This window comes from Chitinophaga vietnamensis, assembly GCF_902167635.1.
Lineage (GTDB): Bacteria > Bacteroidota > Bacteroidia > Chitinophagales > Chitinophagaceae > Chitinophaga > Chitinophaga vietnamensis.
This window is the reverse complement of sequence record NZ_CABHMS010000002.1, coordinates 389955-416103: the sequence shown is the minus strand read 5'-3', so window position 1 is coordinate 416103 and position 26149 is coordinate 389955. Positions and strand designations below refer to the sequence as shown.

14 protein-coding genes are annotated in these 26149 nt (G+C 52.3%); 1 reads left to right on the top strand and 13 read right to left on the bottom strand.

Annotated features, from left to right (window positions below; genetic code table 11):
• Positions 1 to 154 precede the first annotated feature (154 nt).
• The 4 genes from FPG75_RS06210 to FPG75_RS06195 all read right to left on the bottom strand — a co-directional run bounded on the left by FPG75_RS06210 (position 155) and on the right by FPG75_RS06195 (position 8798).
• Positions 155 to 2179, bottom strand: a complete 2025-nt coding sequence (locus FPG75_RS06210) for a CBM96 family carbohydrate-binding protein (protein ID WP_143305899.1) — start codon at positions 2177 to 2179, stop codon at positions 155 to 157.
• Between the two features lie 94 nt (positions 2180 to 2273).
• A complete protein-coding gene (locus FPG75_RS06205; RefSeq protein ID WP_143305898.1) occupies positions 2274 to 4292 on the bottom strand; it encodes a glycoside hydrolase family 2 protein in 2019 nt (672 codons plus the stop codon).
• Positions 4293 to 4310: 18 nt separating this feature from the next.
• Positions 4311 to 5774, bottom strand: a complete 1464-nt coding sequence (locus FPG75_RS06200; protein ID WP_143305897.1) for a RagB/SusD family nutrient uptake outer membrane protein — start codon at positions 5772 to 5774, stop codon at positions 4311 to 4313.
• A gap of 12 nt (positions 5775 to 5786) precedes the next feature.
• A complete protein-coding gene (locus FPG75_RS06195) occupies positions 5787 to 8798 on the bottom strand; it encodes a SusC/RagA family TonB-linked outer membrane protein (protein ID WP_201747896.1) in 3012 nt (1003 codons plus the stop codon).
• A gap of 239 nt (positions 8799 to 9037) precedes the next feature.
• On the opposite strand from FPG75_RS06195, the gene FPG75_RS06190 reads away from it, so the two are divergent.
• Positions 9038 to 13018 carry a hybrid sensor histidine kinase/response regulator transcription factor gene (locus tag FPG75_RS06190; protein ID WP_143305895.1) on the top strand — a complete coding sequence of 1327 codons (3981 nt, stop codon included), beginning with the start codon at positions 9038 to 9040 and terminating at the stop codon, positions 13016 to 13018.
• A 14-nt stretch (positions 13019 to 13032) separates the two neighbouring features.
• Here FPG75_RS06190 and FPG75_RS06185 read toward each other — a convergent pair whose 3' ends face one another.
• The 9 genes from FPG75_RS06185 to FPG75_RS06145 all read right to left on the bottom strand — a co-directional run bounded on the left by FPG75_RS06185 (position 13033) and on the right by FPG75_RS06145 (position 26143).
• Complete coding sequence (locus FPG75_RS06185; protein WP_143305894.1) at positions 13033 to 13809, bottom strand: class I SAM-dependent methyltransferase; 777 nt, start codon at positions 13807 to 13809, stop codon at positions 13033 to 13035.
• 67 nt (positions 13810 to 13876) lie between these two features.
• Entirely contained in the window at positions 13877 to 15079 is a 1203-nt protein-coding gene (locus FPG75_RS06180) for a hypothetical protein (RefSeq protein ID WP_161596688.1), read from the bottom strand.
• Positions 15060 to 16055 carry a FecR domain-containing protein gene (locus FPG75_RS06175; RefSeq protein ID WP_143305892.1) on the bottom strand — a complete coding sequence of 332 codons (996 nt, stop codon included), beginning with the start codon at positions 16053 to 16055 and terminating at the stop codon, positions 15060 to 15062. Before FPG75_RS06175 ends, FPG75_RS06180 begins: the two co-directional genes overlap by 20 nt.
• A gap of 6 nt (positions 16056 to 16061) precedes the next feature.
• Positions 16062 to 16685, bottom strand: a complete 624-nt coding sequence (locus tag FPG75_RS06170; protein WP_161596687.1) for an RNA polymerase sigma-70 factor — start codon at positions 16683 to 16685, stop codon at positions 16062 to 16064.
• Between the two features lie 85 nt (positions 16686 to 16770).
• On the bottom strand, positions 16771 to 17508 hold the full coding sequence (locus tag FPG75_RS06165) for a LytR/AlgR family response regulator transcription factor (protein WP_143305890.1): 738 nt from the start codon (positions 17506 to 17508) through the stop codon (positions 16771 to 16773).
• Positions 17505 to 20450, bottom strand: a complete 2946-nt coding sequence (locus tag FPG75_RS06160; RefSeq protein ID WP_143305889.1) for a sensor histidine kinase — start codon at positions 20448 to 20450, stop codon at positions 17505 to 17507. Before FPG75_RS06160 ends, FPG75_RS06165 begins: the two co-directional genes overlap by 4 nt.
• A 568-nt stretch (positions 20451 to 21018) precedes the next feature.
• Positions 21019 to 22890, bottom strand: coding sequence for a tetratricopeptide repeat protein (locus FPG75_RS06155; protein WP_143305888.1), 1872 nt, complete (start codon positions 22888 to 22890; stop codon positions 21019 to 21021).
• A 265-nt stretch (positions 22891 to 23155) separates the two neighbouring features.
• Positions 23156 to 24646: a glycoside hydrolase gene (locus FPG75_RS06150; RefSeq protein WP_143305887.1), complete on the bottom strand. Its 1491-nt coding sequence runs from the start codon at positions 24644 to 24646 to the stop codon at positions 23156 to 23158.
• A 15-nt stretch (positions 24647 to 24661) separates the two neighbouring features.
• The gene (locus FPG75_RS06145; RefSeq protein WP_143305886.1) at positions 24662 to 26143 is read right to left on the bottom strand and encodes an RICIN domain-containing protein; all 1482 of its coding nucleotides are present in this window, start codon (positions 26141 to 26143) and stop codon (positions 24662 to 24664) included.
• Positions 26144 to 26149 lie beyond the last annotated feature (6 nt).

Here is a 26149-nt window from a genome sequence, read left to right as displayed (position 1 = left end):
TTTTTGGGGTGTTTGTTGTCCGTGTTTTGTTCCCGCGTTTTTTGTCCCCCGGCTTACCACCCGGGGCTACCGGGCTTTGGCCCCTACGGGGCCGATCTCCCATATATTCTCCGCTCAATAAATCCGAAAATCAAAAAATCAAAAAATCCGAAAATCAATATGCTACTGCTATGTTTGGTACGTTTCCAGTGGCTTCGCGGCTGTTGAAACTTACGTCGCCTTTTGAGTCGGCGGGGCCAGTGTTCATCAGCAGCAAGGATACGATCTTGTTGGTAGATGATAATATATTGTTAACATTGGACGTGATATCCAGCGTATAGGCGCCAGCGGTAGTAACCGTAAAAGTGCCTACCAGCGTGGTATCCATCGGGGCGTTATTCCAGGTAATGCCGGTTTCGCTCCAGCTGCTGGTAGCCGTGGCATACACAGTGATGGTGCGTGTGGGCGATGTGTTCACACTGTTGGCATATACGTTTAGCAGCGCAGAACTTACATGCGATACGCCCAGCGTGGAGAGGTCGAATTTCATATAGGCCTTCCTGTTATACGAGGTAGCGTCCGATTTCACTACGAGCGAAGTGGCAGTGCCATAGTTGGTGCTGGCATAGGTGCCATCGCGCACATAGGCATCGGCGATGGTAACGGTAGAAGTGCCGGACACCGCATGCTGGAAGGCGCCCATATCCGGCGAAGTAGCCGGCAAGGTATTGCCGGCAAAGTCCACGCCGCCATTGCCCGCCATTACAGCGCCTGCATTATAGGCCGGCGAGGTACCCCGCAAATTGAAGGCAGATGCCGTACTGCGGCCAATGCCATAAGTAGCGGGACTCACAAACTGCGGATCGCTGGTGATATTATTGCTCTGATAACCGCCCCAGTTGTTGGTAAGCACATTGGATGCTGGATAGAAACAGTTGTTGAGGAACTTCGCGGTATTGTCCATCGCATTTTGGGAGAAATTAGTGATGGTACCACTGCTGTAAACGATGTTGTTGGCAAACAACCCGATGAATTTCGTCTGGAAGAAATACGTCGCATTGTTGGTCATGTAAAAGACATTGTTGTAGATCTGGTTGGTGGTTTTGGTAGAGGTGTAGTTGAACACTTTGCTGCCTCCCTTGGTATCGTTTGCGCTCACATTGTAACGTACAATGATACTATCTGCATCCGGCATGAAGAGCATGAATCCGCGGCTGTTGTCGTGGGAGTAGTTGTATTCGAAGATATCGCCTTTGGTATTGATGTCCGCGTCAAAGGGCTGGCCATCATTCATGCCGCCGGTGAGGCCATATACTTCGTTGTTGGCGATGAGCGTGCCATGGCTCCTGTACGTCCAGATGCCGGCATAGTTGGCCGCATTGGTGATACAGGCATTCACTACGGTATTGTTCGTGATTTTCGCGCCGCCGCTCACAGACGACATCACGATGCCATCTCCGTAAATATTCTCGAGCAGGTTGCTGTCGAACAGGATGTTGGTAGATAAGTTATTGGTATAGGTGGTACGGATGCCTTCTACCTGGCAGTTTTTCACGTGGCAATTCTGTACGCGTGCATCGTTGAAAGTGCCACTTACCAGGATACCGCCGGAGGCCTTGTTATAATTCGTAGTGCCGTAACCGGTAGCGTTCACATCATGCACATAACAGTTTTTGATGTACACGTGCGTGCAGGCCAGACTGGAATCTGCGGCGGTTACTTTGATGCCTGTGAGGGCATAGGCTGTGCCGGCAGGCGCGGTATTGGTCACTTCCAGGTTATTGATTTCCCAATAAGACTGGTTACTGAGCAATACGGTAGCGGAATTATTGGCCGTGCCGCCGCCATCAATGCGGGGTTGGTTGCCAGTGCCATACTGGTCGATGATGATAGGCGCTGCGGCGGAGCCGGAACCTTTCGGCGCAAGCATGCCTGACCATACGCCACCGGCAAGGAAGAGTATCTTATCGCCTGCCTGGAATATCATGGAGTCCACGCGGGCAAGGGTTTTCCAGGCAGTGGTTTGACTGGTGCCATTGGCGCTGTCGTTACCATTGGGATCTACGTAGTAGGTAGTACCGCCAGGACTGGTACCTAAAACGCCGGCTGCCCGGCCATTCAGCTTTTGTAGTTCGGAGCTATCCTTTTTACAGGATGCAAAGAGGATGAATGCGCACAACAGTGTTGCGAGTGTTTTCATACATGTGGATTTATGATTGATAAAAAATAAGCGCTCCTGTCTTTCTGAAATTACCGCCGGTTCGATAACCGGCGGCTATTTTCATCATCCATTATTACTCACGTCCCAACGTGATAGTATCGTTCAGCACCTGTCCGTTTCGTATAGCCTGCACCGTAATACGGTTCTGGCCTGGCCGCAAGGGCACCTGCTGCCAGGTAGCCCGCCTGAAAGTATCGGTGGTGGCCTTCCCCATCGAACGGCCATTTACGAACAGCTCTGCAGCCGCGGCATTGGTGAATACTTTTATATTCGCTTTCTCCTGTTTGCGGATCGTATTCCTTCTCTCGGTGATGTATAATACCGGCTCCTCGCTCCAATTGGCTTTGTAGAAATAGAAAGCGTCTTTCCGGGTGCTTCTGTCGTAGGTTACCAGTCCTTTATCGTTGAGGCCTTTGATGCTGCCTTCATCGCGTATGGCGGAGCCGAAATCGTTGAGCGCCCAGATAAATTTTCCCCAGATAAAAGGGCGGCGGCTCAGCTCTTCCCAGTTCTTTTCGTGGTAAGCGGTTTGCCATTCTTCCGGATGAAAAGGGCCGCCAGGATCGGGCGATTGCAAGGATTCCGTATGCTGCGCGATGTTGGCGCCGGCGCCATATTCGCTCACCGCAATAGGCTTATGTGGAAACAGGTGATGGATACTGTCGGCCCAGGTCCCGATCTCTTCAAAATGACCGCCATACCAGCCGTAATATTTATTCCAGGCGATAACATCGCTGCACTGGTTGAACTTTCCGTTGTCGAGGAAAGAGGCGCAGGTAGTGAGCCGCGCAGGATCTTCTGCTTTGGCCAGCGCATTGAGTGAATCGATAAACGGTACCGGATCATCATAATCCAGTTTCAGTTCGTTGAACAGCCCCCAGAAGCAGATGGAAGGATGATTGTATTGCTGACGTATCAGTTCCGTAAGCAGCTGGCGGGCCTGTTGCTGCAAGGCGCCGCTGTTGACATAGCCCGTGCCGGTATAGCCGCCAGGGCCTACCAGCGGGATTTCTGTCCAGAGTATAATGCCATTGCTATCGGCCAGTTCATAGAAATAATTGGAATGCGGATAATGGGTGAGGCGCATGGCGTTAGCGCCACATTCCATTATCAGTTGCATATCTTTTTGTTGGTCGGCATGATCAAGAGCGGAGCCTTTGCCCGCCACATCTTCATGGCGGCCGAAGCCACGCAATGCGGTATTGACGCCGTTGAGCGAGAAACCTTTGTCGGCATCCACGCTGAAGTACCGTAACCCTAAGGGCTGTACGATTTCGTCTATTACCTGCTTATCCTGCAAGAGCTGCACCGTTACTTTGTAGAGATAAGGATCTTTACGGCCATTCCATAAATGCGGATGCGGCAATGTGATGGGCTGGCGCACGATGCTATCCTGCACTGGTGTTGTAATAGTTGCTATTTCTTTTTGCTGCGGATCAGTGATGAGGGTGCGCAATTGCAAACCGGCGGTCCGCCGCAAGGATAATTTCGTGGTCACCTGCACTTGCGCTTCTTTCGCTGAAACCCGCTGCTGCTGCACGTATACGCCGGGCGATGCAAAATCCAGCGGCGTAATGCAATTGGGTTCCGTGACGATCAGCCATGCCGGCCGGTGGATACCGCCGTATACATTGAAATCGCCGGAGAGCGGCAACACATCATTGCGATAGGCATTGCTCACCTGCACGGTCAGCTGGTTATCTCTCCCCTCCTGCAAATACGCGGTGATCTCTGTACAGAAAGCGGTGTATCCGCCTTTATGTTCCGTCACCAGTTGCTTGTTCACAAACACGTCGGCCACTGAGTTGGCGCCTTCCATGAACAGGAAGATGCGCTTGCCTTTCCAGGCGGGATCGGCGTGGATGGTTTTGTTATAGATGCCGGTGCTGCGGTAGTAGTCCATCTTGCCCGCGGCTACATCGCCTGCATTCCAGGTGTGTGGCAGTTGTACGTGTTGCAGCGGTGCATTTTTTCTTGCATCATAGGCGAAGCGGAAAGTCCAGTCCTTGTTGATGGGGATCCGCTGGCGGGCGCGCTGTGCATAACAGCAGGCGCCCGTCAACAGGAAAATGGTCAGCAAAAAAATTCTCATATCAGTAATATCCAATCGTTATTTAATGCCGGGGTTCAGTTGTGCATCGCCATAAGGGATGGGCAGCCAGTAGCTGGTTTTGGAAATGGGCCGCAGCGGCGGCAGGTCGCTGGCGTCTTTGTTGGCGTTAGCGCTCTCCACTTGTTCGAGCCTTTGCAGATCGAACCAGCGGGTATATTCGCCGGCAAACTCCCAGCTGCGTTCCTGTACTACGGCATTGGCAAAATCTGTTGCGCTCATATTGGCCAGGTCTGGCAAGCCGGCGCGCGCACGTACCTTGTTCACAGCGGCATAGGCATCCGGAGAAGGCGCAGCAGCGCGGGCCTGCGCCTCCGCGAAGATCAGCAGCACATGTGCATAGCGGATGATCGGGATAGACATATTGGTGCTGGAAGTGAGATAGCCGGGCGTGGGCGTATTGATGCGGAACTTATTGTAGTACGGATGTTTGGTAGCGCCATTCTTCCAGCTGATCATTCCGCCGGATGTTTTAAAAGAAGTATAGAAGGTCACATCTTTCCTTTTGCCTGCGGGGAAATTGTTGTAGAAATTCACTTCGGTGAAATAATCATCCCAGCCGCCTTCATCGGAGGGCATGGAAGATTTGCCATATACGCTGTTACCATTACCGCAGCTGGCGCAGAACTGGAAGGCAAACACTTCTTCCGCGGTGCCAATGCTGGCGGGCGTTCCAGACCAGAGCTGTGCCAGATCAGGTACGAGATCAAAACCATAGGCGCCTTTGTTATCGATCACCTCTTTGGCTTTGGCCGCTGCCAGTGCGTATTTCGACGCATCTTTGATGGGCCAGCCGCCTTCGGTGAGGTACACATCTGCGAGCAGCGCTTTGGCCGTGCCTGCGCTGGCCCTGCCTGGCGCGGCTTTCGTGTTGGGCATCAGCTTCTCTGCCTGTTGCAGATCGCTCTCTATTAATTTATACACGTCCTGCGGTGTGCTCTTCTTCACGGTCAGCAGATCGGCGCTGTAATCGGCGGTAGTGATCAGCGGGATATTGCCCCAAAGCCGCACCAGCCAATAATAAGAGAAGGCGCGGATAAAGTAGGCTTCCCCTGCCAACGGATTGATTACCGCCGGATCGCCATTCACTTTTGTATAGTTGTTGATCACGTTATTCGCATTCTGGATGGCCTTGTAGCAGCCCAGCCAGATCACGTTACAGCGGCCATTGGTGGAGTTCACGGCAAACTGGTCCATCTCCCTCAACTCCTGCTTGTTACTGGCCGGATGAGTAGTGAGGTCGTCACTACCCATCAGCACAGCAACGATAGCGGAGGATGCAAAACCGGACGTATAGCCGTTCTTCAGCGGCTGATAGGCCCCCAGCACTGCCGCTTGCAATCCTGGTACACTGTTCACTGCTCCTGCGCCGGTAAGCTGCCCGTTAGGATCTTCCTGCAAAGTTTTATTGCAGGAGGAAAAAGTAAGGGCGCCCAGCAAGGATATAATAGCGATATATTTCATGGTCGATCTTTTTTAGAATTTAAAGTTGAAGCCGAGGGTCACAGTTTTAGCATTGGGATAGGAACCATAGTCGATGCCCTGGTTCACATCAGCGCCGGCGCCGGAGGTCACGCTGTTTGTTTCCGGATCAAAGCCTTTGTATTTCGTGATGGTGATCAGGTTGGTACCACTCAGCGACACGGTGATGCCGGGCCTGTGCAGCAACGATTTCGGCAGCTCGTAGCTCAGACTGATATTTTTGAAACGGATAAAACTGCCGTTCTCCAGGAAGCGGGTGCTGAGCGTATAGTTCTTGTTCGTTTTGCTGAAAGCAGGAATATCTGAATTTTCATTTACCCCGGGAATATAACGGTTACGGATATCCGCAATAGTCGCCTGTCTAACATCGGAGTTGGCGGTGATGCCGGCGGCATAGGTATAATCCAGTTTATCGAAGCCGGAGAGAGATTGTATGAAGATGTTCAGCGTAAGACCTTTATAGCTGAACGTATTGTTCCATCCCCAGGCGTATTTGGGCAAGCCGTTACCGATCACATGATAGTCGGCGCCATTGATGAGGTGATCACCGTTGAGGTCCTGGTAGCGGGCATCTCCGGGCTGTGCGCCGTATTTGGCTGCCTCCATCGCATCTTTAGGTTTCCAGGTGCCGAGGTAAGTGAGGCCCCAGTAAGAACCCATGCGCTGGCCGGGAATGAGCACAAACTCCGACTGTGTAGACAAGCCCGATCCTACGTTGGAACCTGTGAGCAGCGTATCCTGTCCTTGCACCAGCTGTTGCACGCTGTTGTTGAGCACGGAGAAATTGAAGGAGCTGGTCCACTTGAAATTGTTCGTCATGATGGGCGTGCCGCTCACCGTCAACTCGATCCCTTTATTCTGCACCTTGCCTACGTTCGACAGGATAGAACCGCCGCCAGCATAGGCCGGCACGGCTACCGACAGCAGCAGGTTGCTGGTATTTTTCACATAATAATCTGCCGATACAGACAAGCGGTTATGCAGGAAGTCGGCATCGATGCCCACATCTGTTTGCTGCGTAGTTTCCCATTTCAGGTTCGGGTTGCCGGGATTGCCCAGCACGATGCCCGGTGTAACCGTGCCCGTAGTGAAGGCGGTCGATACATTGCTGTAAGTAGTAAGCGTTTGATAAGGGTTGATGGCCTGGTTGCCCGTTACGCCAAAGCCGGCGCGGATCTTCAGGTTATCAAAGAAGTTCAGCGATTTGATGAAGGGCTCTTCCGACAAGCGCCAGGCTACGCCCGCAGAAGGGAACAGGCTGTATTGGTTGTTGCCCTGGAACTTGGAAGAACCATCGCGGCGCAGGGAGGCCGTCAGTAAATATTTGTCCTTGAAACTGTAGTTCACCCGGCCGAGGTAAGAATACAGCGTATAATTAGAATAGGTGGTACCTACGCCGTAAGTGGCCGCCAGCGCGAGGTTGTAAGCCTCCATAGACGGATACGTGAGGTTGTTGCCGCTGGCATTGAAACCATTGGAAGTAAATGATTGCACCTCAAAAACGCCTGTCAGGGTAAGTCGGTGCGCAGTACCGAAGAGATGTGTGTAGGTAAGGTTGTTGGTGCTTTGCAGGCCGATGCCTTCCAGTGAGCTGCGGCTTGCTGATGGCAGGTTCTGGCTCACAGCCGGCCCGGTGTAGTTACGGCCTTGTGCATTGGTATAATTTACGCCGCCGCTCACATCGAGCGTGAGGCCTTGTATAAATTCATAGCGCAGGCCCAGCATCAGGTTGGCAGCGGTATTATCGTTGCGCATGCTCTGGTCTTTCGCGATGGCCACCGGGTTGTAGACGATGGAACTGATTGGATCGTTGATAGTGTAATTGCCTTTGGCATCATACACGGGCAAGGTGGGCGACCAGGCGATGGCCTGCGTCACGGGCGAGTTACGGCCCAGGTTACCGCTGGTATTACATGATTGCAGGCGTGCCGCTGACACATTCAGGTTCAGGGTGAGCTTGTTGGTCAGCTGCGATTGCAGGTTGGAACGGAACGCATATCTTTTTAAATAAGAGTTGATGATGATCCCCTGCTGATCGAGATAGTTGCCGCTCACATAGAAAGATGTTTTATCAGTGCCGCCGGTGATACCCAGCTGGTATTCCTGTGTGGGCGCGGTGCGGAAGATCTCATCCTGCCAGTTGGTGCCGCCGTTCTTCCTGAATTGCGCGATCTGGTCGGCGCTGAAGATGGGGGAAACGCCATTGGCCGCGGCATTGGCATTGGCTGTTTCCGCGAAATCAGCGGCATTGAGCAGGTCCAGTTTTTTGATCACACGGGAAGAGGAGAAACGGGGAGAGAACTCCACCTGCAACTGCCCTGGCTTACCGCGTTTGGTGGTGATGAGCACTACGCCGTTGGCGCCGCGGCTGCCATAGATAGCGGTGGCAGAAGCGTCTTTCAGCACTTCCATGCTTTCGATATCAGCAGGATTGAGCGTGTTGTAATCGGCCCCCACAAAGCCATCGATCACGTACAAGGGGTTGTTATCGCCTTTGATGGAGTTGTTCCCCCTGATCCTCACGGATACGTTGCCACCGGGCGCGCCGGCATTGGACGTTACCTGCACGCCGGCAGAGCGACCCTGCAATATCTGTGATACGGAGGTCACCGGCTGGTCTTTAAAATCTTTGGAAGAGATAGAGGTGAGCGCACCCGTCAGGTCTTTTTTGCGTTGCACGCCGTAGCCCACTACCACCACATCATTGATGGTGCGCACTTTGGAATGAAGCGCCACCATATAAGTGCTGCCTTCGCCTACGGACTGTTCATCGCCTTCATAGTTAAGGTCGGAGAACCGCAACACATCGCCTTTGGCGGCCAGGAGGCCGAAGTTACCGGCGCTATCGGTAACAGCGCCCTGGCGCTTGCCTTTCACAGACACATTGATACCCGGCAAGGGGCGGCCCGCATCATCGAGCACCGTGCCTTTGATCTTTTTCTCCTGGGCAAATAATAATGCAGGGATAAATAATAATACCCAGATAAATAAACTTCTCGGGAACATAGATTTCAGTTTTTCGTCAGTGGAACGTCTAAGATTGTTGCAAACAAAAATGCCGGAAATAGCGGGTGATACAGGGGTAAAATTTTAATTATTTAGGGGTAATTTTAGAAATATGCCATAATATTATGCGGTTTACATAGCTACCGCCCCTACGGGGCGGAATGTTGGTAGGTGGCATCGCGCTACCAATATTCCGCCCCGTAGGGGCGGTAGACCGGCAAACATTATAACACCAGCAGATGTCGCGCTTTCTATCTTTCATAGGGCTATGCCTGATATGTCATGTGTTACACGCACAACATATTCTCTTCGATAACCTGACCACCGAGAACGGCCTCTCACAAAATGCCGTGCTCTCTATCTGTCAGGATAGCCGCGGCTTTATGTGGTATGGTACCCAGAATGGTCTTAATAAATATGATACAAGGGGATTTAAAATATACCGCAATCAGCCGGCCGATAGCAACAGCCTTTCTTCCAATTACATCACCTGCCTCTTGCAGGACCGCCACCAGCGCCTGTGGATAGGCACCCGCAATGGCCTGAACCGCTATTGCCCGGAAACAGATAATTTCAAAAGGGCTGCTGTCCCTGCCGGCGCTATCACCTGCATCTACGAAGACCATGCAGGCCATATCTGGGTATGGGCCGCCAGCGGCCTTTTCCAGCTGGATGCCCATGATACCTTTGTGCGGCTGCCCCTGCCCGATTCTATCGCCGGCCTCGGCGGCATCAACGTACGCAGCATCTACCAGGATCATACAGGGATGTACTGGCTGGGCACTTCCGCAGGCCTCACCGCTATGACGGCCGACCATCATTTCCATACCTACCATCATACCGATGCGCCCAACAGTTTGAGCGACGACTACGTTACCTGTTTCACAGAAGATGCCGCAAAGCGCCTCTGGGTGGGCACCCTGCACGGTGGCGTAAACCTCTTCCACCGCGATAACAATACTTTCAGCCGCTTCACGGAATCTGCCGGCGCATCCGGCCCGGTGAACAACAATATCCGCGTATTGCAATGCGATAGTACCGGCGCCATCTGGATCGGCACACTGGGCGGACTGAGCTTACTCGATCCCGCACAGCAAAAGTTTACCCACTGCCGTCATGATCCGGAAGACAAGAACAGTCTTAGCCATAATTCTATCTACAGTATCTTCATCGATCATCAGGCCACCGTATGGATCGGCACTTTCTGGGGCGGCATCAACAGCGTGGCGCCCTATGGCACTTCGTTCCATGTGTTCCAGGCCGGCAAATACCATCCCGGTATCAATAATAATGTGGTGAGCTCCCTTTGGGAAGACCGCCAGCATAATCTATGGGTAGGCACCGAAGGCAATGGCCTCAACTTCCTCGACCGGCAGCAAGACCAGGTAACATTGTACCGCCAGCAGCTGAATGACCCGTCCTCACTGGGTTCCAACCTTATCAAAGTGATCTATGGCGATCGTGAAGGCAATATCTGGGTGGGCACTCACGGCGGAGGACTGAACCTCTTCCTGCCGCAACAACATCATTTCGCAAGATTATTATACCAGGAAAATGATCCGCTCACGCTCAGTTCTGAAGTGCTGTCGCTCCTCGAAGATGATGACAACAATTTCTGGATCGGTACACAAAACGGCCTGCTGATCTATAAAAAGAATGGCGCTAAACTGCAACAAGCCCTCTCCTTCCCTTTCCAGCAGGAGATCGGCAAAAAGGCCGTCAAGGCCATTTTACAGGCACATGATCAAAGCATCTGGCTCGGTACTTCCGAGGGATTGTACCACATCGATCATCTCCATAAAAAATTACAGGCCTGGACCCGGCAACAAGGACTGCCCGGCAATGATATCAATTGTTTATATGAAGATGAGGAAGGCAATATCTGGGCGGGCTTTTATTACGACGGACTGGCGCGCGTGCATCAGGACAGTATCACCGTTTTTACGGAGAAGAACGGCTTGTGCAACAACAATGTGATGGCCATCCTTGGAGAAGGGCGCCAGCTCTGGATCAGCACCAGCAATGGCCTCTCCCGATTCAACATCGATACGCGCGAGTTCAAGAGCTATTATAAAAGCGATGGCCTCCGCGGCAATACCTTCAACGTCAATTCCTGCCTGCGCACCAGCAGCGGCGAGATGCTGTTCGGCGGTTTCAATGGCCTCACCAGTTTCTATCCTTCACAGATAGAAAGTAACAACTGGGCTCCGCCCATTGTGATCACCAGGCTGAAAGTATTCAACCAGCCGGTGAGCGCCGGCGGCCCTGATGGCCTCTTACAGCGGGATATCAGTTTAACCGATCATCTCACCTTCTCCCATAAACAAAATGCGTTCACACTGGAATTTGCCGCACTGAATTATATTCGCCCCAACAAAAACCGCTATGCGTATAAACTCAGCGGCTTCGACGATGACTGGAATTATACCTCCACGCCATCGGCTACCTACATGAACCTGCCGCCGGGCAATTATACGTTTCTTGTAAAAGGCGCCAACAACGATGGCGTGTGGAGCCGCGAAGCCGTGCTGCACCTGCAAGTGCGGCCGCCCTTCTGGAAAACCGTATGGGCGTACGCTTTATACGTGCTGCTGGCATCTACCCTTATCTTTTTTATTGTCAGGTATTTCCTGTTACAGGCGCTGCTGAAGAAAGACCAGGAGCTGACCCGTTTCAAACTCTCCTTCTTCACCAATATCTCCCACGAGATCAGGACGCATCTCTCCCTCATCAACGGGCCAGTGGATGAGCTGGTGCGCAACAATAACGGTAACGAACACACGCAGCGACAGCTGCAAACCATTAAAACCAATGCCGACAGCCTCCTTCAGCTGGTCACGGAGCTGATGGATTTCCGTAAAGCTGAAACCGGCCACCTGGTGCTGCATGTGTCGCCAGGCAATGTGGTGGCCTTTCTCCGGAACATCTACCAAACTTTCCATGCCTTGTCTGTCGCTAAAAATATCAGCATGGACTTCAGCGCTACCGCTGATAATATCCGCTTGTATTTTGATAATGTGCAACTGGAAAAGGTATGTTATAACCTGCTGTCGAACGCTTTTAAATTCACGCCGGTGGGCGGGCATATCAGCATGGCGGTGGAAGAGCACAAGGATACGGTGGTGATCACCATCACGGATAACGGGAAAGGGATTGCACCGGAAAACCTCGACAAGTTATTCAGTAATTATTTTCAGGAAGATGACCAGTCGAAGAATACCGGCTATGGCATTGGCCTGGCGCTGGCGAAGAGCATTGTAGAAACGCACCGGGGCAGCATCAGCGCCGCCAGCAGCGATAAAACCGTATTTAAAGTAACCTTGCCGAAAGGCCGTGCACATTTTCCGGATGCCTGGGTGAGCGAGCTTACGCAGGAAACGGCTCCTACTCTGCTGACGCCGGTGGTGCCAGCATCCGCCACTGCGCCTGCGCCTTCCACGGAAGATCATGCCTGCACAGTGTTGCTGGTAGAAGACAATGCCGAGATACGCCACTTCATCTGCCGCTCCCTCAGCGGTTACCGTATCATCGAAAGCGCGAACGGCCGCGAGGGCCTGGAAATGGCTACCACCCTGCTTCCCGACATCATCATCAGCGATGTGATGATGCCGGAGATGGATGGCTACACGCTATGCGAACAACTCAAATCCAATACTGCCACCAGCCATATACCCGTGATCCTGCTCACGGCCATGTCTACCCAGGCGAATCATATCAGCGGCCTGAAGATGGGCGCCGACATCTATCTCACCAAACCATTCAGCATGCAGGTATTGCAGCTGCATCTTCACAACCTGTTGCAATTGCGTACCCGCATGCAGGAATGGGTAAAGCAGCAACTCGCGCTGCCTGTTACCGCTACGCCTGCGCCGGTGGCGCCTATGCCGCTCCCCCTGGAAGACGAGTTCCTGCAAAAAGTGGTGCGCATCATCGAAGAAAATATCGATGAGCCGGAGTTCGGCGTAGGCACGCTGTCGCAGCAGGTGAACATGAGCCATCCCGTATTATATAAAAAGCTGGATGCCCTCACCGGCATGTCGGTAAATGATTTCATCAAAGCTATACGTTTCCGCAAAGCCACTGAGTTGCTGACAACAAAAAAATATACGATCGCGGAAGTGGCCTACATGGTAGGTTTCAGCGATCGTAAATATTTCAGTAAAGAATTCAAGAAGCATTTCGGTAAAACGCCGAGTGAGTTTATAGAATACCTGGTATAACGGTAACGCCTATACTATGCAGTCGCCGTTACAAAATAATCCAGGCAATCGTTCCGTACCTCATCCAGGAAGAAGTCGTCGTAACGGATGGAGGCGGTAGTATCTTCTATCTTCCGCAATAAACGCCAACGGTTAATGTTGTTCATCAGATTATAGGGCATTTTCAGCAAAGCCGCTGGCAGCCTGTGTTGCAGGTCAAAGATATCAAAGCGCATCATATTGTTCACGCTCTGTTTATTCTCTTCATAATATTCCATCACCCGGTCGTTGCCATACACTCCCTGTACACTGGATATAGGAAAATGTTGCCGTACGAGCGCCATCATTTCGGAAGGTCGGTATTCCCTGATATGAAAAGGATTGCGGGTGAGAGAGGTGAGTTTGTTGGGCGTAGTCAGCAGGAGGGTTCCGCCAGGTTTCAGTACCCGCCTGGCTTCTGCCAGCAGGGCATGGTCGTTTTTGATATGCTCTATTACCTGGAAGCAGATCACGGTATCAAAAGAATTGCTTTCGATATGTTGCAGGTAAGGCAGCTGGCATTGCCGGAAAGAAGCCTGTTCCGGTAATCCTTCCTGTGAGGGACTGTGTTTATCGAGACCGATATAGGTATCCGTTGCGGGCGACAGCATCATCATGCCATAACCTTCACCGCAGCCCAGTTCCAATACACGGCGGCCGGCGAGGAGATGATGCGCCACCATTTTATAGGCAAATACATGACGCTGGAAAACATAATTGTTAATGAAAGAAGCATGGCTGGTCCGTTCTGCTGTTTTAAGTAATGCGATCATAGTGTAGCACTTAATAATGAAAAATCAATGCTTCACTAATACACGCAGGTAATTAAAAACCCTTAGGTCATTTAAAAAAATCCAGCTGATAATATAAACCGGCATGTGCGCCCAGCCACCAGGTATTGATGATCACCTCACCGGCTCCGGACTGTTCATTTTTGCTGATAACAAAGGGCGGTTTGAAAGATAGATAGTTGCTGCGCATGTTACTAACGGCAACGCCTACTTGAAAACGGAACCGTTTGCCGATGCGTTTATCTGCGGTGACGGCGCCTCTCATTATCTGTGAATTTACATGCTGGTAATGTACTGCATGCATGGTATCATAGTAAGGGAAGGACTGGGTCGTGTTGCTGAAAGTAGCTTGCAGGTGCAGGCGCCAGTTGTCTGCCACTTTCACCGAAGTGCCTGCGCCCAGGAAAGGCCTTGCATTGTGCGGCCGGTAGCTCCATGATACAATACCATAGAGGAAAGGCAGGCCTGCATGTAAGGTGGGATTGAGATAGAATGTTTCATCGGCATAAACGCCGGCGCGCACAAAAGGCGATATGGCAAAGGTGGGTTTGTCGCCCGTATAAAAGCCGGCGCCCGCGGTGACAGGCCGTTCCGCACCCGATTGAAAAATACGGCTGAATAGTTGCGGCGCCTTCACGCTCCAGGGGCGGCGGCCAGGCTCGCAACCTGTTTTAGTATCTTTTTTCTTTGGGATGATCGTATTGGTTTCAGGTGTATGCAATGGTACCTTGCCGCCAAACAGCAGGATCAGCGCGGCATGCGCGGTATCGGCCAGCGGCGGATGTTGCTGCGTCAGCGGCAAAAAATGTGGCGCTGCCTGCAGGCAGGATATAACAGTATCAATATGCGGTACAACAGGAGGCAGTGAATGAAACACCGATGGATGCCAGCTGATCGCCGGCGGCAGCGGCCCGGCAACTTTATGCAGCGGACGGTCGATGAAGATGATATGCATGCCTACTAACGCGTAGCCGATACCGGTACGCTGTTCGATCCCGTCCAGCAGCTGCGCCACCGTTTGGCGTCCTTTGCTCACCGGCAGCCGCCGGGATACGGTGAACTTGCGGGTGTTCACGGAAAAGTGCAGGGACGTTTGCCGCGACAACATGCGGATCAGCTGATCAAAACGTATATCCGTTTGCGTGATATCCACTTTCTGCGACAATACAGCAGAGCGCTGCCCGGAAACGGCCATGCTGATCAGCAGCGCCACCATAGCCAAACTTATACGCTTAGCTGCATCCCTTGCCATTGACATATATATGATCTTTCTCTATCCTGTACTGCACGTTCAGCGTAACAGCGATAACTTGAAAAATGTAGTGGAGGTCTTTGTTTTCAAAAGAGCTGCTCATCGTGCAATTGGCCAGCTCCTTGTTCTCCAGTACAACAGTAACTCCATAAGCCTTTTCCAGCTGGCGTGCGATATCGCCCAGTGTGGCATTCTCGAAGTTGAACACTTTGCTGGCAGGAGTTACCGCTGCTGTTTTATCAAACTCCCGGCGGGCCACATGGTACGTGACCTGTTCACCGGCGCCTGCTTCCAGGCTGCGGGCCCCGTTGGTAATGGCGATGCGGCCATTCTGTACTGCTATGGTAACCAGGCTGTCTTCCTGCTTCACATTAAAAGCTGTGCCCAGCACCCGTATGCTCACATCGCCCGCTTTCACCATAAAAGGTTTATTCGCTGCCGGCTTCACATCGAACCAGGCTTCGCCGCTGAGTTCCACGAGGCGCTCCTTGCCGGAAAAGCCGCGTGCATAGCGAAGGGTGGCATGTTGTTGCAGCACGGCCAGGGACTGGTCCGGCAGCGTGTCGCGCCGGATGGCGTCAACAGCTGTTACCGTTAGCGGCGGTAATGCGGCCACCTGCTTGCTGGCAGCCGGGCGGTAATGATAGTACAAAACTGCCAGGGTTGCCCCTATCACAGCGGCGGCGGCGCCTTTCCACCACCAGCCGTACCTGGACGCCACTTTGAGGGAAGGCGGCCTGGCTTCCAGCTGCTGCCGGATGCTGTTCCAAACGGCTTCTTTATCGGGCAGCTGATGCCTTTGCCCTTCGCTGGCCTGTTCCCAGAGTGCATTCACCTGGCTGAATACGAGGCGATGCTCCGCAGAGGCATCGAGCCAGTCATCCAGCGCCATAGCCTCTTCCGGCGATGCGTCGCCGGAAAAATATTTCGCCAGCAGCTCATATGGTATGTTATCAGGCATTATGTTGTGTAGCATTGTCGTTCATGCGTATACGTTATATTGAATTAATGATGTTGTAATAACGTGATCTACCAACAAATCAGCCCCGTAGGGGCGATAGCCCGGTAGACCCGGATGAAACCCGGGGAACCCGGCGGCCAATAATACCATTAGCATCAACCGGAAGAGGCGCGTACGCAACAGCTGCAAAGCCTTTCCCATCTGGGCTTCTACCGTTTTCACCGACAGGCCCAGCTCCGTAGCTATCTCCACATATTTCTTTCCCTCAAACCTGCTTTTACGGAATATCAGCTGGCATTGCGGCGACAGCTCATTGATATGCGCCATAATGCGCTCATAGGTTTCTTTGCTCACGAGCGGATCTTCCTGCTGCGCCTTGAAACCACTGTTGGCAGTAATGTATTGTTCCTTCACTTTCTCATGGCGTTTGGCATTCAGGCAATAATTATAGACGGCAGTGTAGAGGTAAGACGTAATGGACCGTTCTTCATCCAGCACGATCTTCTTCTCCAGTAATTTCAGGAAAACCGCTTGCACCGCGTCTTTCGCGCTGTCATTGTCTTTCAGCATGGTAAATGCATAGCGATGCAGCTTCTCAAAGTAGAGCTGAAATACTTCCTTCACAAAGGTTTCCTGATCCTTCAAAATAACCGGTTTTTTTTCCAATGCTGACGTTCCTCTTACTATACACTTCAAAAATGAAATCCCCTTATCCCACCGGAAATTTTTTTTAAATCATTTTCAGAAAGTCGCCTTTCCGGCGTTGCGAGATCTCCAGCTTGGTGCCGTCGGTCATGATCAGGTAGCCGCTTTTTCCTTTGACATAGCTTTTGATAAAGCGCAGGTTGACGATAGACTCATTATGGATGCGGCAGAAATTGCTGCTGCCCAGCAGTTCCTCGTAAAAGCCAAGGTTACGGGAAGAGATGACCTTGGTGTTATTGGCAAGATAAAAAGTAGTATAGCCGCCGGTAGAGTGGCACCAGATGATATCTTTCACGTCGATGAACTCATAACCGGTAACGGTGGCGATGCTCACTTTTCTGTCCTGGTTGTTTTGCTGTACGATATTGTGCAGCAGGGTATCGATACGTTGGTTCTTTTTTTCATTTATCTTTTTACGCGCGCGTTGTACGGCTGCCTCGAAATCGGCTTCCCCCAAGGGTTTCAGGAGATAGTCGATGGCGGAGAAGCGCACGGCCTCCACGGCATAGTTATCGAAAGCGGTCATGCATACCAGCTCAAAGTTGCGGGTAGAAAGCCTCCGCAGCAGGTCGAAGCCGGTGCCGCCGGAGATCTGTACGTCGAGGAACAGCAGCTGGGGCATTTCTCTTTCTATCAGCGCTACGCCTTCGTCGATGCTGCCGGTGGTGCCCAGCAGTTCCAGGTCTTGCGGGTATTGGTCAATCAGTTTGCAGATCACCTGTCTGCATTTTTCTTCATCTTCAATCACTACGGTTCTTATCATAATAGGTTATTTGTAACGGGAAAACATAAACGGACGATCGTTCCTTCACCTGTGCCTTGTTCTTTCTTATCAATGATTTCAAGCGATATCTTTTCTTTCAGCATGCTGTTGATGACGTTGATCCTGCTGGCATTGATGCGGCTGCCCGAGGGGCCGCCGCCTTCGCGCTCCGTGCGGGAGCGGCCATGACCATTGTCGTCGATCGTACATACGAGATAGTTAGCTTCCTGGCAGAAGCCCACCTGTATGTAGCCTTGCCTGTTTTGCAGCCCTGCCACGCCGTGCTTTACGGCATTTTCCACATAGGGCTGGATGATCATCGGCGGAATGTAATGATCTTCCGGCCGCAGGCCTGGCGCCACGTTGATGCTGTACTCCATGCGGTTGCCGAGCCGCAGCTTTTCGAGATCGAGATAAAGGGTTAGTATCCCTATTTCTTCCGGCAAGCTGATATCGTTAACGGCACTTTGCTGCAATATCTTGCGCATAAGCACCGAAAATTTATGCAGATAGGCATTGGCATTTTTGATGTCCGCATCCATAATATAATGCTGGATAGATCCCAGGCAATTGAAGATGAAATGCGGGTTGATCTGTGCTTTCAGCGCCATCAGTTCCATATCGGCGGTCCTTTTACGGAACTGGTACATGGTATCCTTCCGGCGTTGCTGTACGCGGGCTACGGCATATACGGCGCCGCCTACGAGCAGCGCGGTGAGGCAGTAGGTGCTCCAGATGAACCAGTTGGTTTTCCAGTAGGGCGGCGGCACACGGATAACGAGCTGTTTCACTTGCCCGCTGCGCTTGCCCCAGCGGTCCACCACGTCGGCCTCGAAGAGATGCGTGCCGAAGGGCAAGGCTGCAAACTCTATCTGGCCGCTGGCGGAACTGGTCCAGCTGGTATCTGCATCACGCAAACGGTAAAGATAACGGATATCTTTACCACTGCGGAAGGAGATGCCCGCGAGCGTGATAAATAATTTATTTTTTTTATAATCTATGGAGACGGTATCCCCGGTTATCGGCTCGTTATCGCCACCCATTACCGTGGAGATGTTGATCAGTGGCGGCGGTGGCGGCGGCAGGCGGTCGTTCCGCGGGATGAAGCACAGGCCCCTGTCGGTAGCTACGGCGAGGTCGCTGCCGCAGATGGCCGTCTGGTTCACATCCGGCGAGATGAGGCCATCCTGCTCGGTGATGTTGAATATCGTATAGGCGGGCCCGTTATGGCTGCGATGGTAGCTCACCCGCGACAGGCCTTTGTCGGTAGCCACCCACGCGGTTTCTCCGTCGGGCAGCACATGCTTGCACATATTGCTCAGCAGCCCTTCCGCTTTGCCGATCATGGTGAGCTGCCCTTTGCGGATCACGGCTACCCCCTGCTGCGTGGATACCCAGATGGTGGAATCCGGCGCAATATCAATATGGTTCACGGAACTTTCCACGCCGGGATATTTCCGGATAACACCCTGCTGCACATAATACAGCCCGTTGGGCGTGCCCCACCAGTATTGATCTCCGAGGGCGTTCACACAAGTGGCGCGGGTACCGAACAAGAGCCCCGTACCGTTATCATCGGGCCGCTTGAAGCGCAGCCCTTCGCTGGTAGCCAGCAGGATCAGGGAATCGGATACCACATGGCATCCTTTGATACCGCCGTAATATACCAGTTCTTTCAGGGTATGATCTTTCGTGAGGATTTGCAGGTGCAGGTCATTCACGATCAGCAGACTGCCCTGTTTGTAAGGCTGTATATCCAGTATCCTGTTATTGAGATCGCTGCCGCTACTGTTATAAATGGCCAGGGGCGTGGCTTTCATGGTTTGCTTGTCTACAACCAGCATCTTGCCGTCGGTTTTGCCGGCGATGATCTGTTGCGGGGTAACGATCATACTCCTGATATCGCCCGTACCGGGAATATGATAGTATTGCAGGCCCTGCACATGATACACGCCCTGGTTGTGGGTAGTGACCCAGAAGGCGCCTTCGCGGTCTTTTATGATGGAGGTACAGAAGGCATCCGGGAAGAGGTAACGTACCTGCCTGTTGGGAGAGCGGAAGTTCTTCACCTGCAACAGGCCTTTGCTGCGGGTGCAGAGCCACAGGGTGCTGTCGTTCTCATGAAAGATGTAATTGACATCGATATACCGGAGTTGCAGGGATTGCAGGCTGAATAGCATCTTCAGGCCACTGCTGCTGGCTTCGTACAGCGAATCGGTGAGGAACAGGAACGACTGACGTACATGGCTATACGTAAACAGGCTCTTGATCCCTTGCTGGAAGCTGCCGTTATTTTCATTGAACGGGAACGTATACTCGCTGTTATGCCTGCCATCGATCACGGTAAGGTGATAGCGGGAGATGAGGAGGCGGTTGAAACGAAAGATGGTGCTGATACCAGGGGTGCTGAAATCTACATACATGGCCCTGGCGGCGGGACCGGTATTTTTATTCGTGGGCGCAAAGCTCCACCGGCCCTGTTTATTAGCCGAGTGATAAAAAAAGAAATACCGGTCCATGCCGGTATAGGTATCTGCATGGAAAATGATGGAGTCGCCGCGGTAGTTTTCGCTGATGCGGTATACGCCGGGACAGTTCTCGAACTTGCGCACCATGCCGCTGCGGCCATAGATCACCGAGGGGATGCCCGCCAGCGATACCGACCAGATATTGTTGTTCCGGTCGAGATATAATTTCAGGATGTCATTGTCCGGCAGACCGTCTTCCTTGGAGAAGTTCCGGAAAGTGCGGCCGTCAAAGCGGCTGATACCCTGGCTGGTGGCGAACCAGATATAACCATTGCTATCTTGAACCGCCTGGTAAACAGTAGCACCCGGAAGGCCGTTATGAGGGGTATATCGGGTATAGGACAGTTCCTGCGGAAAAGCATAGGAACATAGAAAGAATAATAAAAAAGCTAATATAGGTACGCTACGTCTCACCGGTTTCCTGCTGGTATGGGTTTAAACTCGTTAGAAAATACGAAAATCCTGTTTATATCAAAAAAAATAGTTGGCCGGCTGCAAATATCGGAGATCGGCTGCAAATATAAAATGGGGTTTCTCCCGCAATCAGGGTCTTCCTATCTTGCCCTCGTATTCAAATGATCTTTTCATGATAAAACCATCTGTCAGTACTGTGGTATGGACCGGCCGGCGCGCTGTTTTCGAATCAACCTGTAGAAAAGAGATTCCAGGAACGCGTATAGCAACCCTCAGCCCCTCTCCTTCCCGCCATTTAGAAGAATCTGAAACATGCTGTATGATCCTGACCGGCCTTCCATCCTAGCCTATGTTGCCAACAGTTGAAATCGAGAGAAGATACGAAACAGCCCGGAGATGATCCGGGCTGTTGTTTTTTTTATAATATTCCGCCCCTACGGGGCGGGATTCAGGTAGATGAATACTGCTACCAACATGCCGCCCCGTAGGGGCGATATATTGGTAGATGAACAGTTACCAACACACCGCCCCGTAGGGGCGATATATGGCTTCCAGCGTCTTTGCCTGATCAGAACTCACAGGTTTTAAATATCCCGCCGGCATTGGTCAGCGATACTTTCTTCGTATCTCCATCATCCTTGATCTCTACAAACCGCTCCAGCCGCTGCGAGCGTTCCACTATATAATCCTGGTCATAATAATAATTGGTGATCTCCTGTACAGGGCCATTCTGCCATACATTGGAGCCGGTGAAGATCTGCGCTGTTTTCCGCTGATTGAAATTATGAATCAGCTGGATAAAATATTTACCCGGCTTCAGGCCTTCGAATACAAAGCGGCCATCCTGGCCGGTAATGGCTTCTATGGAATAGCGGTTGGCTTCGTCCGACATATACACCGATGTTTTCTTTCCTTCTTTCTTTTCCCGCAGCTCGTACCATTCTTCGAGGTAGGGCGTAACGGGGAACAGGCGCACTTTTACGCCGCTGGCATAAAAGATCAGGCCATCCTTTTTGGTGCAGGCGCGGCCTGCGATAGACGACAAGCCCCTTGTGAGCGCGGCCTGCGCCAGCTTGGGATCGAAGGTGCCTTCGGGGTAGATCGACCGGTGATCATCGCTGCCCGTAGGCGGTAGCACGCCGCCGAGGTCCGTATATTTTTTGCGGTCGGCCGTGGCCGGCTTGCGTTTGCCGATGGCATCATATGCGCCGGCACGGTTCAGATAGGCCAGCATATTGTTAGGATCGGCCGTGATGGCCTTGGTATACTCATCGATCGCCTCGGCATACTGCTGCTTGTTGTGATGTATCACGCCAATATTCATATGTCCGTTGGAGTTATTCGGGTCCAGACGGAGCACCTGCTGATAGTCGGCCAACGCAAGATCGTACTGCGGCTGCTTGCCGTTGAGGTAAACATTGCCACGCTCCATATAGGCGTTAACGTTAGTATTGTCCAGCGAAACAGCTTTGTTATAATCCTTCAGGGCGGCATCATATTGTTCCCAGCGGGTGTATACATCTCCTCGGGCCACATAGTAATTAGCCTTGCCGGGATTGAGTTCTATCGCTTTGGAATAGTCGTTGTAAGCCTCGGCCATCTTGTTGGTCAGCCAGTAAATATTACCACGGTTGCCATAGATATCGCCATCTTTGGGCCTCAGCGACACTACTTTGTTATAGTCGGCCAGCGCGAGCTCGTACTGTCCTTTCTTTTTGTACATCACGCCGCGGTTGAAAAGCGCGTCGATATCATCGGGCGTAAGTGTCAATACTTTGGAGAAATCCGCCAGGGCGGCATCGTATTGCTGCTTCTCGTAGTAAATATTGCCGCGCATAAAATAGGGCGTTGCAAAAGACGGATTGAGTTGTATCGCCTTGTTATATTCACCGATGGCGGCATCGCTTTGATGATTATCATCATAGAGCCTTCCTCTCTTCACATAGCAAAGCACGAAGCGCGGATTGATAGTAATAGCGCTGGAATAGTCTGCCAGCGCGGCATCCGGCTTCTTCGCATTTTCATAAGCGGCGCCGCGGGCATAGTATTCAATCGGTGTTTTGGCGGCGTTCAGGAGGCTGAGACCTTTCTCGAAAGCCTTTTTCGACTGTTCCGTTTTTTGCTCCGACTGATAGCACATGGCCTCAAATACATAGCCGATACCACTACCAGGATTGAGGCGTACGGCGGTTTCACAGTCGGTGGTGGCGGCAGCTACTTTATTATCCAGCAGCAGGGCGCGGCCGCGGACGGCATAGGCCATCGCATCTTTACGATCGCTGTTAATGGCCGTGGTGGCAAGTGTAGCGGCTTCGCGGACCTGACCTTCCATCAACCTTGACAATGCTTGCGCTGTAGTAGCGGCGTTCTGGGCGGAAACAGCAGCGGTAGAGAACAGGATGACCGCTACAGGTGTTGAAAGATATCTGGTTAAACTCATGGGTAACGAAAACTAAACGGGGCCAAAGATAGCAAACTAAGAGGAAACACCTGGCTGGGGATTTTCGGATTTATGGATTTATGGATTTAACGAGAAGATCAACGGTGTCGGATTTAAGCGAAGAAGCCCTTGAAGCGCTCAAAGCGCTTCAAGGGCTGGAACCTCGTTGATCTTCGCGTTAAATCAGGAAAATCTTATAAATCCGTTTAATCCTGGTAAAAAAATCCTGGTAATCCTTTCAATCATCATAATCCTGAGCCAGGCATTAATTTCTCATTATCATGGTCGTAATACTTTCCGGTGCGATGGTCACTTGCTGTTGCGTGATGCGCTGCTTCTGCAAACGCTGGGTGGCAGAGGTAACGTAAGCCGCTATGCTGGCCGCTTTCAGCGGGCATTCATAGGTAGCCTTGCCGGGATTCACTACCACGATCACGGTTTCTTTGCTGCCGGGTTGTTGGTAGGCGGATACCATGCAATCTGTTGCGCCGCTGAGCGTAACGCCGATCCTTTTCATCCCCGGCCTTACAAAGCGGCTGTAGTTGCCGAATGCCCAGAGTATCTTGCTATCGTAATAATGACCGTCTGTCTTCTTGTTATTAATATAGATCAGGCCATCTTTATAATCATAGGGAGAGATAGCGAGCCACCATTGCCAGGCGGAAACATTGGCCACGGTAAGATCGGTGTGTATCACACGTGCCACGTACAAGGCGGCGGCCATGCCGGTATCACGTTTGCTGCCATCGATCTCGCCATGATTATCGCCAAGGATACAGTATTCTGATTGCCACACTTTCAGGTTGCCAATGGCTTTCACCCGGTCGGCCACTTGCTGCCGAACCGCCACTGCGGCGCTTTGCGGCGAGGTAGAGAAATAACTGTGCGTAGCGATGGTGCGGCTCAGCTGCGGCAAATTACCGACAAACGTAGCCTGGCCAGGCTGAAAGAAAGCATTCACCTGGTTGCCTTTGCCGGGCTTGTCGCCATCGGCCAGCAGGTAATCTATCTTACCAGATTCCGTGATCAATATTTTGGCGGGGAGATGCGCCGCCTGCAAGGCTTTGCTCAAAGACTTCACCACACCTGCAATCTGTTCGTTGTTATAGGGATTGCCTTCCTGCCCGCCATCGCTCCAATCCCACTGCGGCTCATTTACCGGGCTCACATAATTAAAAGTGATGCCAGCTCTTTGCTGCACGCCTTTGATCACCTGGGCAATAAACTGCGTATAGGCGTGATAGTGAGCCGTATCGAGATTGCATTTCCCGTCGGTGGCAAAGGCTTTGCCATTGCTGGTGAATACTACGGGCGGGCTGTTCAGGAATCCGAGGAACTGTTTCACGCCGCGTTGCCTGGCGGCCTTCAGCCACCATAGCTGGCCCTGCTGGCGGTTCCAGTGGTATTGCCCATGGGCATCCAGGAAGGACTCCGTGCGGCGCCATTCATCTTTGATACCGCTATTATCGCCTTGCGCTGCGCTGCCTGCGCCGATATTGAACCGCCACATAGACAATGCAATGCCTTTGGGACTGCCATCCGGCAGCGTATCCGCGCTGAACAAAAGATCGGCGATAGCCTGGCGTTTGGTATCAGGCCAGTTACCTGTGAACTGGCCCGACCATGCATCCGATGCAGCGAAATTATCTATCTGCTGATATGTTTTTTCCGGGTGTGTAATGATATGTATCTGCTCCTGCGCCAGCAGCGATGCGGGCAGCAGCAGACTGGTCATCAGTATGATCCTGCTCTTCATCTACCTAAAAAATATTTACAACTTCACGATCTGCCATTGCTGGTTGCGATTACCGCTCCAGGGCCATTGGATGATATTGGCGCCATTGGTGGTGGAAGCGCCGTTTACATCCAGCGACAAACCGCTGTTTACGTTAATGATCTCATAAGCGCCAAATCCGATATCGATGATCTTCCATTGCTGGTTAGCGCCGCCCCAATAGTCCCACTGGATGATGGAAGCGCCGCCCGTGGTGGCGCTGCCATTTACATCGATGGCTTTGCCGCTGTTGCGGTTGGTGATGTAAAATACGCCATTACCTAAACTGTTGATCTTCCATTGCTGATTGTTGCCGCCCCAATAATCCCATTGCACAAGGCCGCCGCCGTTGGCGGTGGAGGAACCATTCACATCCAGCGATTTGTTGCTCTGGCTGCACGTGATGCGGTACCAGGCATTGCTGTCGAAACTTCCTGCCGGCTGCGTGATGCTGTTGATGCCCCAGGCAAATTGCAGTCGCGCCAAACCGGAAGCATTGTTATTCACCAGCGCAGTACCGCTCAGCGACAACAGGCTGTAACCATCGCCGGTGGCGAGTCCTGGCCAGTACACCAATCCGATGCCCATAGCCTGTGCGCGGTTGGTGATACCCTGGAAATAAGCGATATCCCGGTTGGTGCCAGGTGCGCCGAGATAGTCGTTACCGTTAGTCATGGGGATGCCCGCCTCTGTGATCACGGTGCGTTGCGGATAGTTGATCCCCGCGATCGCGGATTCCCAATCGCCGGTGGTATTGAAGCTGTTGTTGAACCAGGTGTAATTGTGGTACGACAGCAAACAATTCGTCAGGCGGCTATCGGCGCCTACGGTGTTCACGTCCTGCGCATAGCCTACGCCATCGAGCACTACGTGGTCCTGCGAGGCCGCCGGGTAGCGGGAGAGCCAGTCGGCATACAGGTTCGTCAATGCCGACGCGCTGTAGCCATGCGGCTCGTTGAAGATTTCGAAGTATACGTTACCGTTAGTGCCATAGCGGTTCACGATGGTCTGCCACATCGCATAGAACTGTGTGGTGTTATCGATGAGGCCATCGCGGGAGTTGGCGGCTTCCCAGCAAGCGAGTATCACCTTCAAACCTTTGGCAGTGGCGGTATCGATGGCGGCGGTGTAGGCATTCCACCAGTTGCCGGCCACGCTGTATGGGTTTACCGGCATGCGAACGGTGTTAGCCCCTCGTTGTATAAAGCCGTCTATGATATTGCCGGCTGCCGCTTTGGTGGCGGCGTAGCTGGCATTGGAATCGAGGCCGCTGGGCACTACGGCCCCATTCTGGAAGTTGTCGCCTTGGGCGGCCCAGTTGAGACCCCGGAAATCCGCGGTGGACGTGCGTGTTAGCACGCCCACCTGGGCGCCGGTATTTTTTTGTTTAGCGGCATCGGCCGGATTGGTATCAGACAATTTTTTAGTGCAGCCTGTGATGCACAGGGTGATCAGGAAAGAAACAAACAACTTATTCATAAAGTG

What these genes read in the sequence shown, in the direction of transcription:
- FPG75_RS06190 (WP_143305895.1), top strand. Translation starts at nt 9,038, where the DNA reads ATGTCGCGCTTTCTATCTTTCATAGGGCTATGCCTGATATGTCATGTG.
- FPG75_RS06145 (WP_143305886.1), bottom strand. Translation starts at nt 26,143, where the DNA reads ATGAATAAGTTGTTTGTTTCTTTCCTGATCACCCTGTGCATCACAGGC.
- FPG75_RS06185 (WP_143305894.1), bottom strand. Translation starts at nt 13,809, where the DNA reads ATGATCGCATTACTTAAAACAGCAGAACGGACCAGCCATGCTTCTTTC.
- FPG75_RS06200 (WP_143305897.1), bottom strand. Translation starts at nt 5,774, where the DNA reads ATGAAATATATCGCTATTATATCCTTGCTGGGCGCCCTTACTTTTTCC.
- FPG75_RS06150 (WP_143305887.1), bottom strand. Translation starts at nt 24,646, where the DNA reads ATGAAGAGCAGGATCATACTGATGACCAGTCTGCTGCTGCCCGCATCG.
- FPG75_RS06155 (WP_143305888.1), bottom strand. Translation starts at nt 22,890, where the DNA reads ATGAGTTTAACCAGATATCTTTCAACACCTGTAGCGGTCATCCTGTTC.
- FPG75_RS06175 (WP_143305892.1), bottom strand. Translation starts at nt 16,055, where the DNA reads ATGCTACACAACATAATGCCTGATAACATACCATATGAGCTGCTGGCG.
- FPG75_RS06195 (WP_201747896.1), bottom strand. Translation starts at nt 8,798, where the DNA reads ATGTTCCCGAGAAGTTTATTTATCTGGGTATTATTATTTATCCCTGCA.
- FPG75_RS06180 (WP_161596688.1), bottom strand. Translation starts at nt 15,079, where the DNA reads ATGGCAAGGGATGCAGCTAAGCGTATAAGTTTGGCTATGGTGGCGCTG.
- FPG75_RS06210 (WP_143305899.1), bottom strand. Translation starts at nt 2,179, where the DNA reads ATGAAAACACTCGCAACACTGTTGTGCGCATTCATCCTCTTTGCATCC.
- FPG75_RS06205 (WP_143305898.1), bottom strand. Translation starts at nt 4,292, where the DNA reads ATGAGAATTTTTTTGCTGACCATTTTCCTGTTGACGGGCGCCTGCTGT.
- FPG75_RS06165 (WP_143305890.1), bottom strand. Translation starts at nt 17,508, where the DNA reads ATGATAAGAACCGTAGTGATTGAAGATGAAGAAAAATGCAGACAGGTG.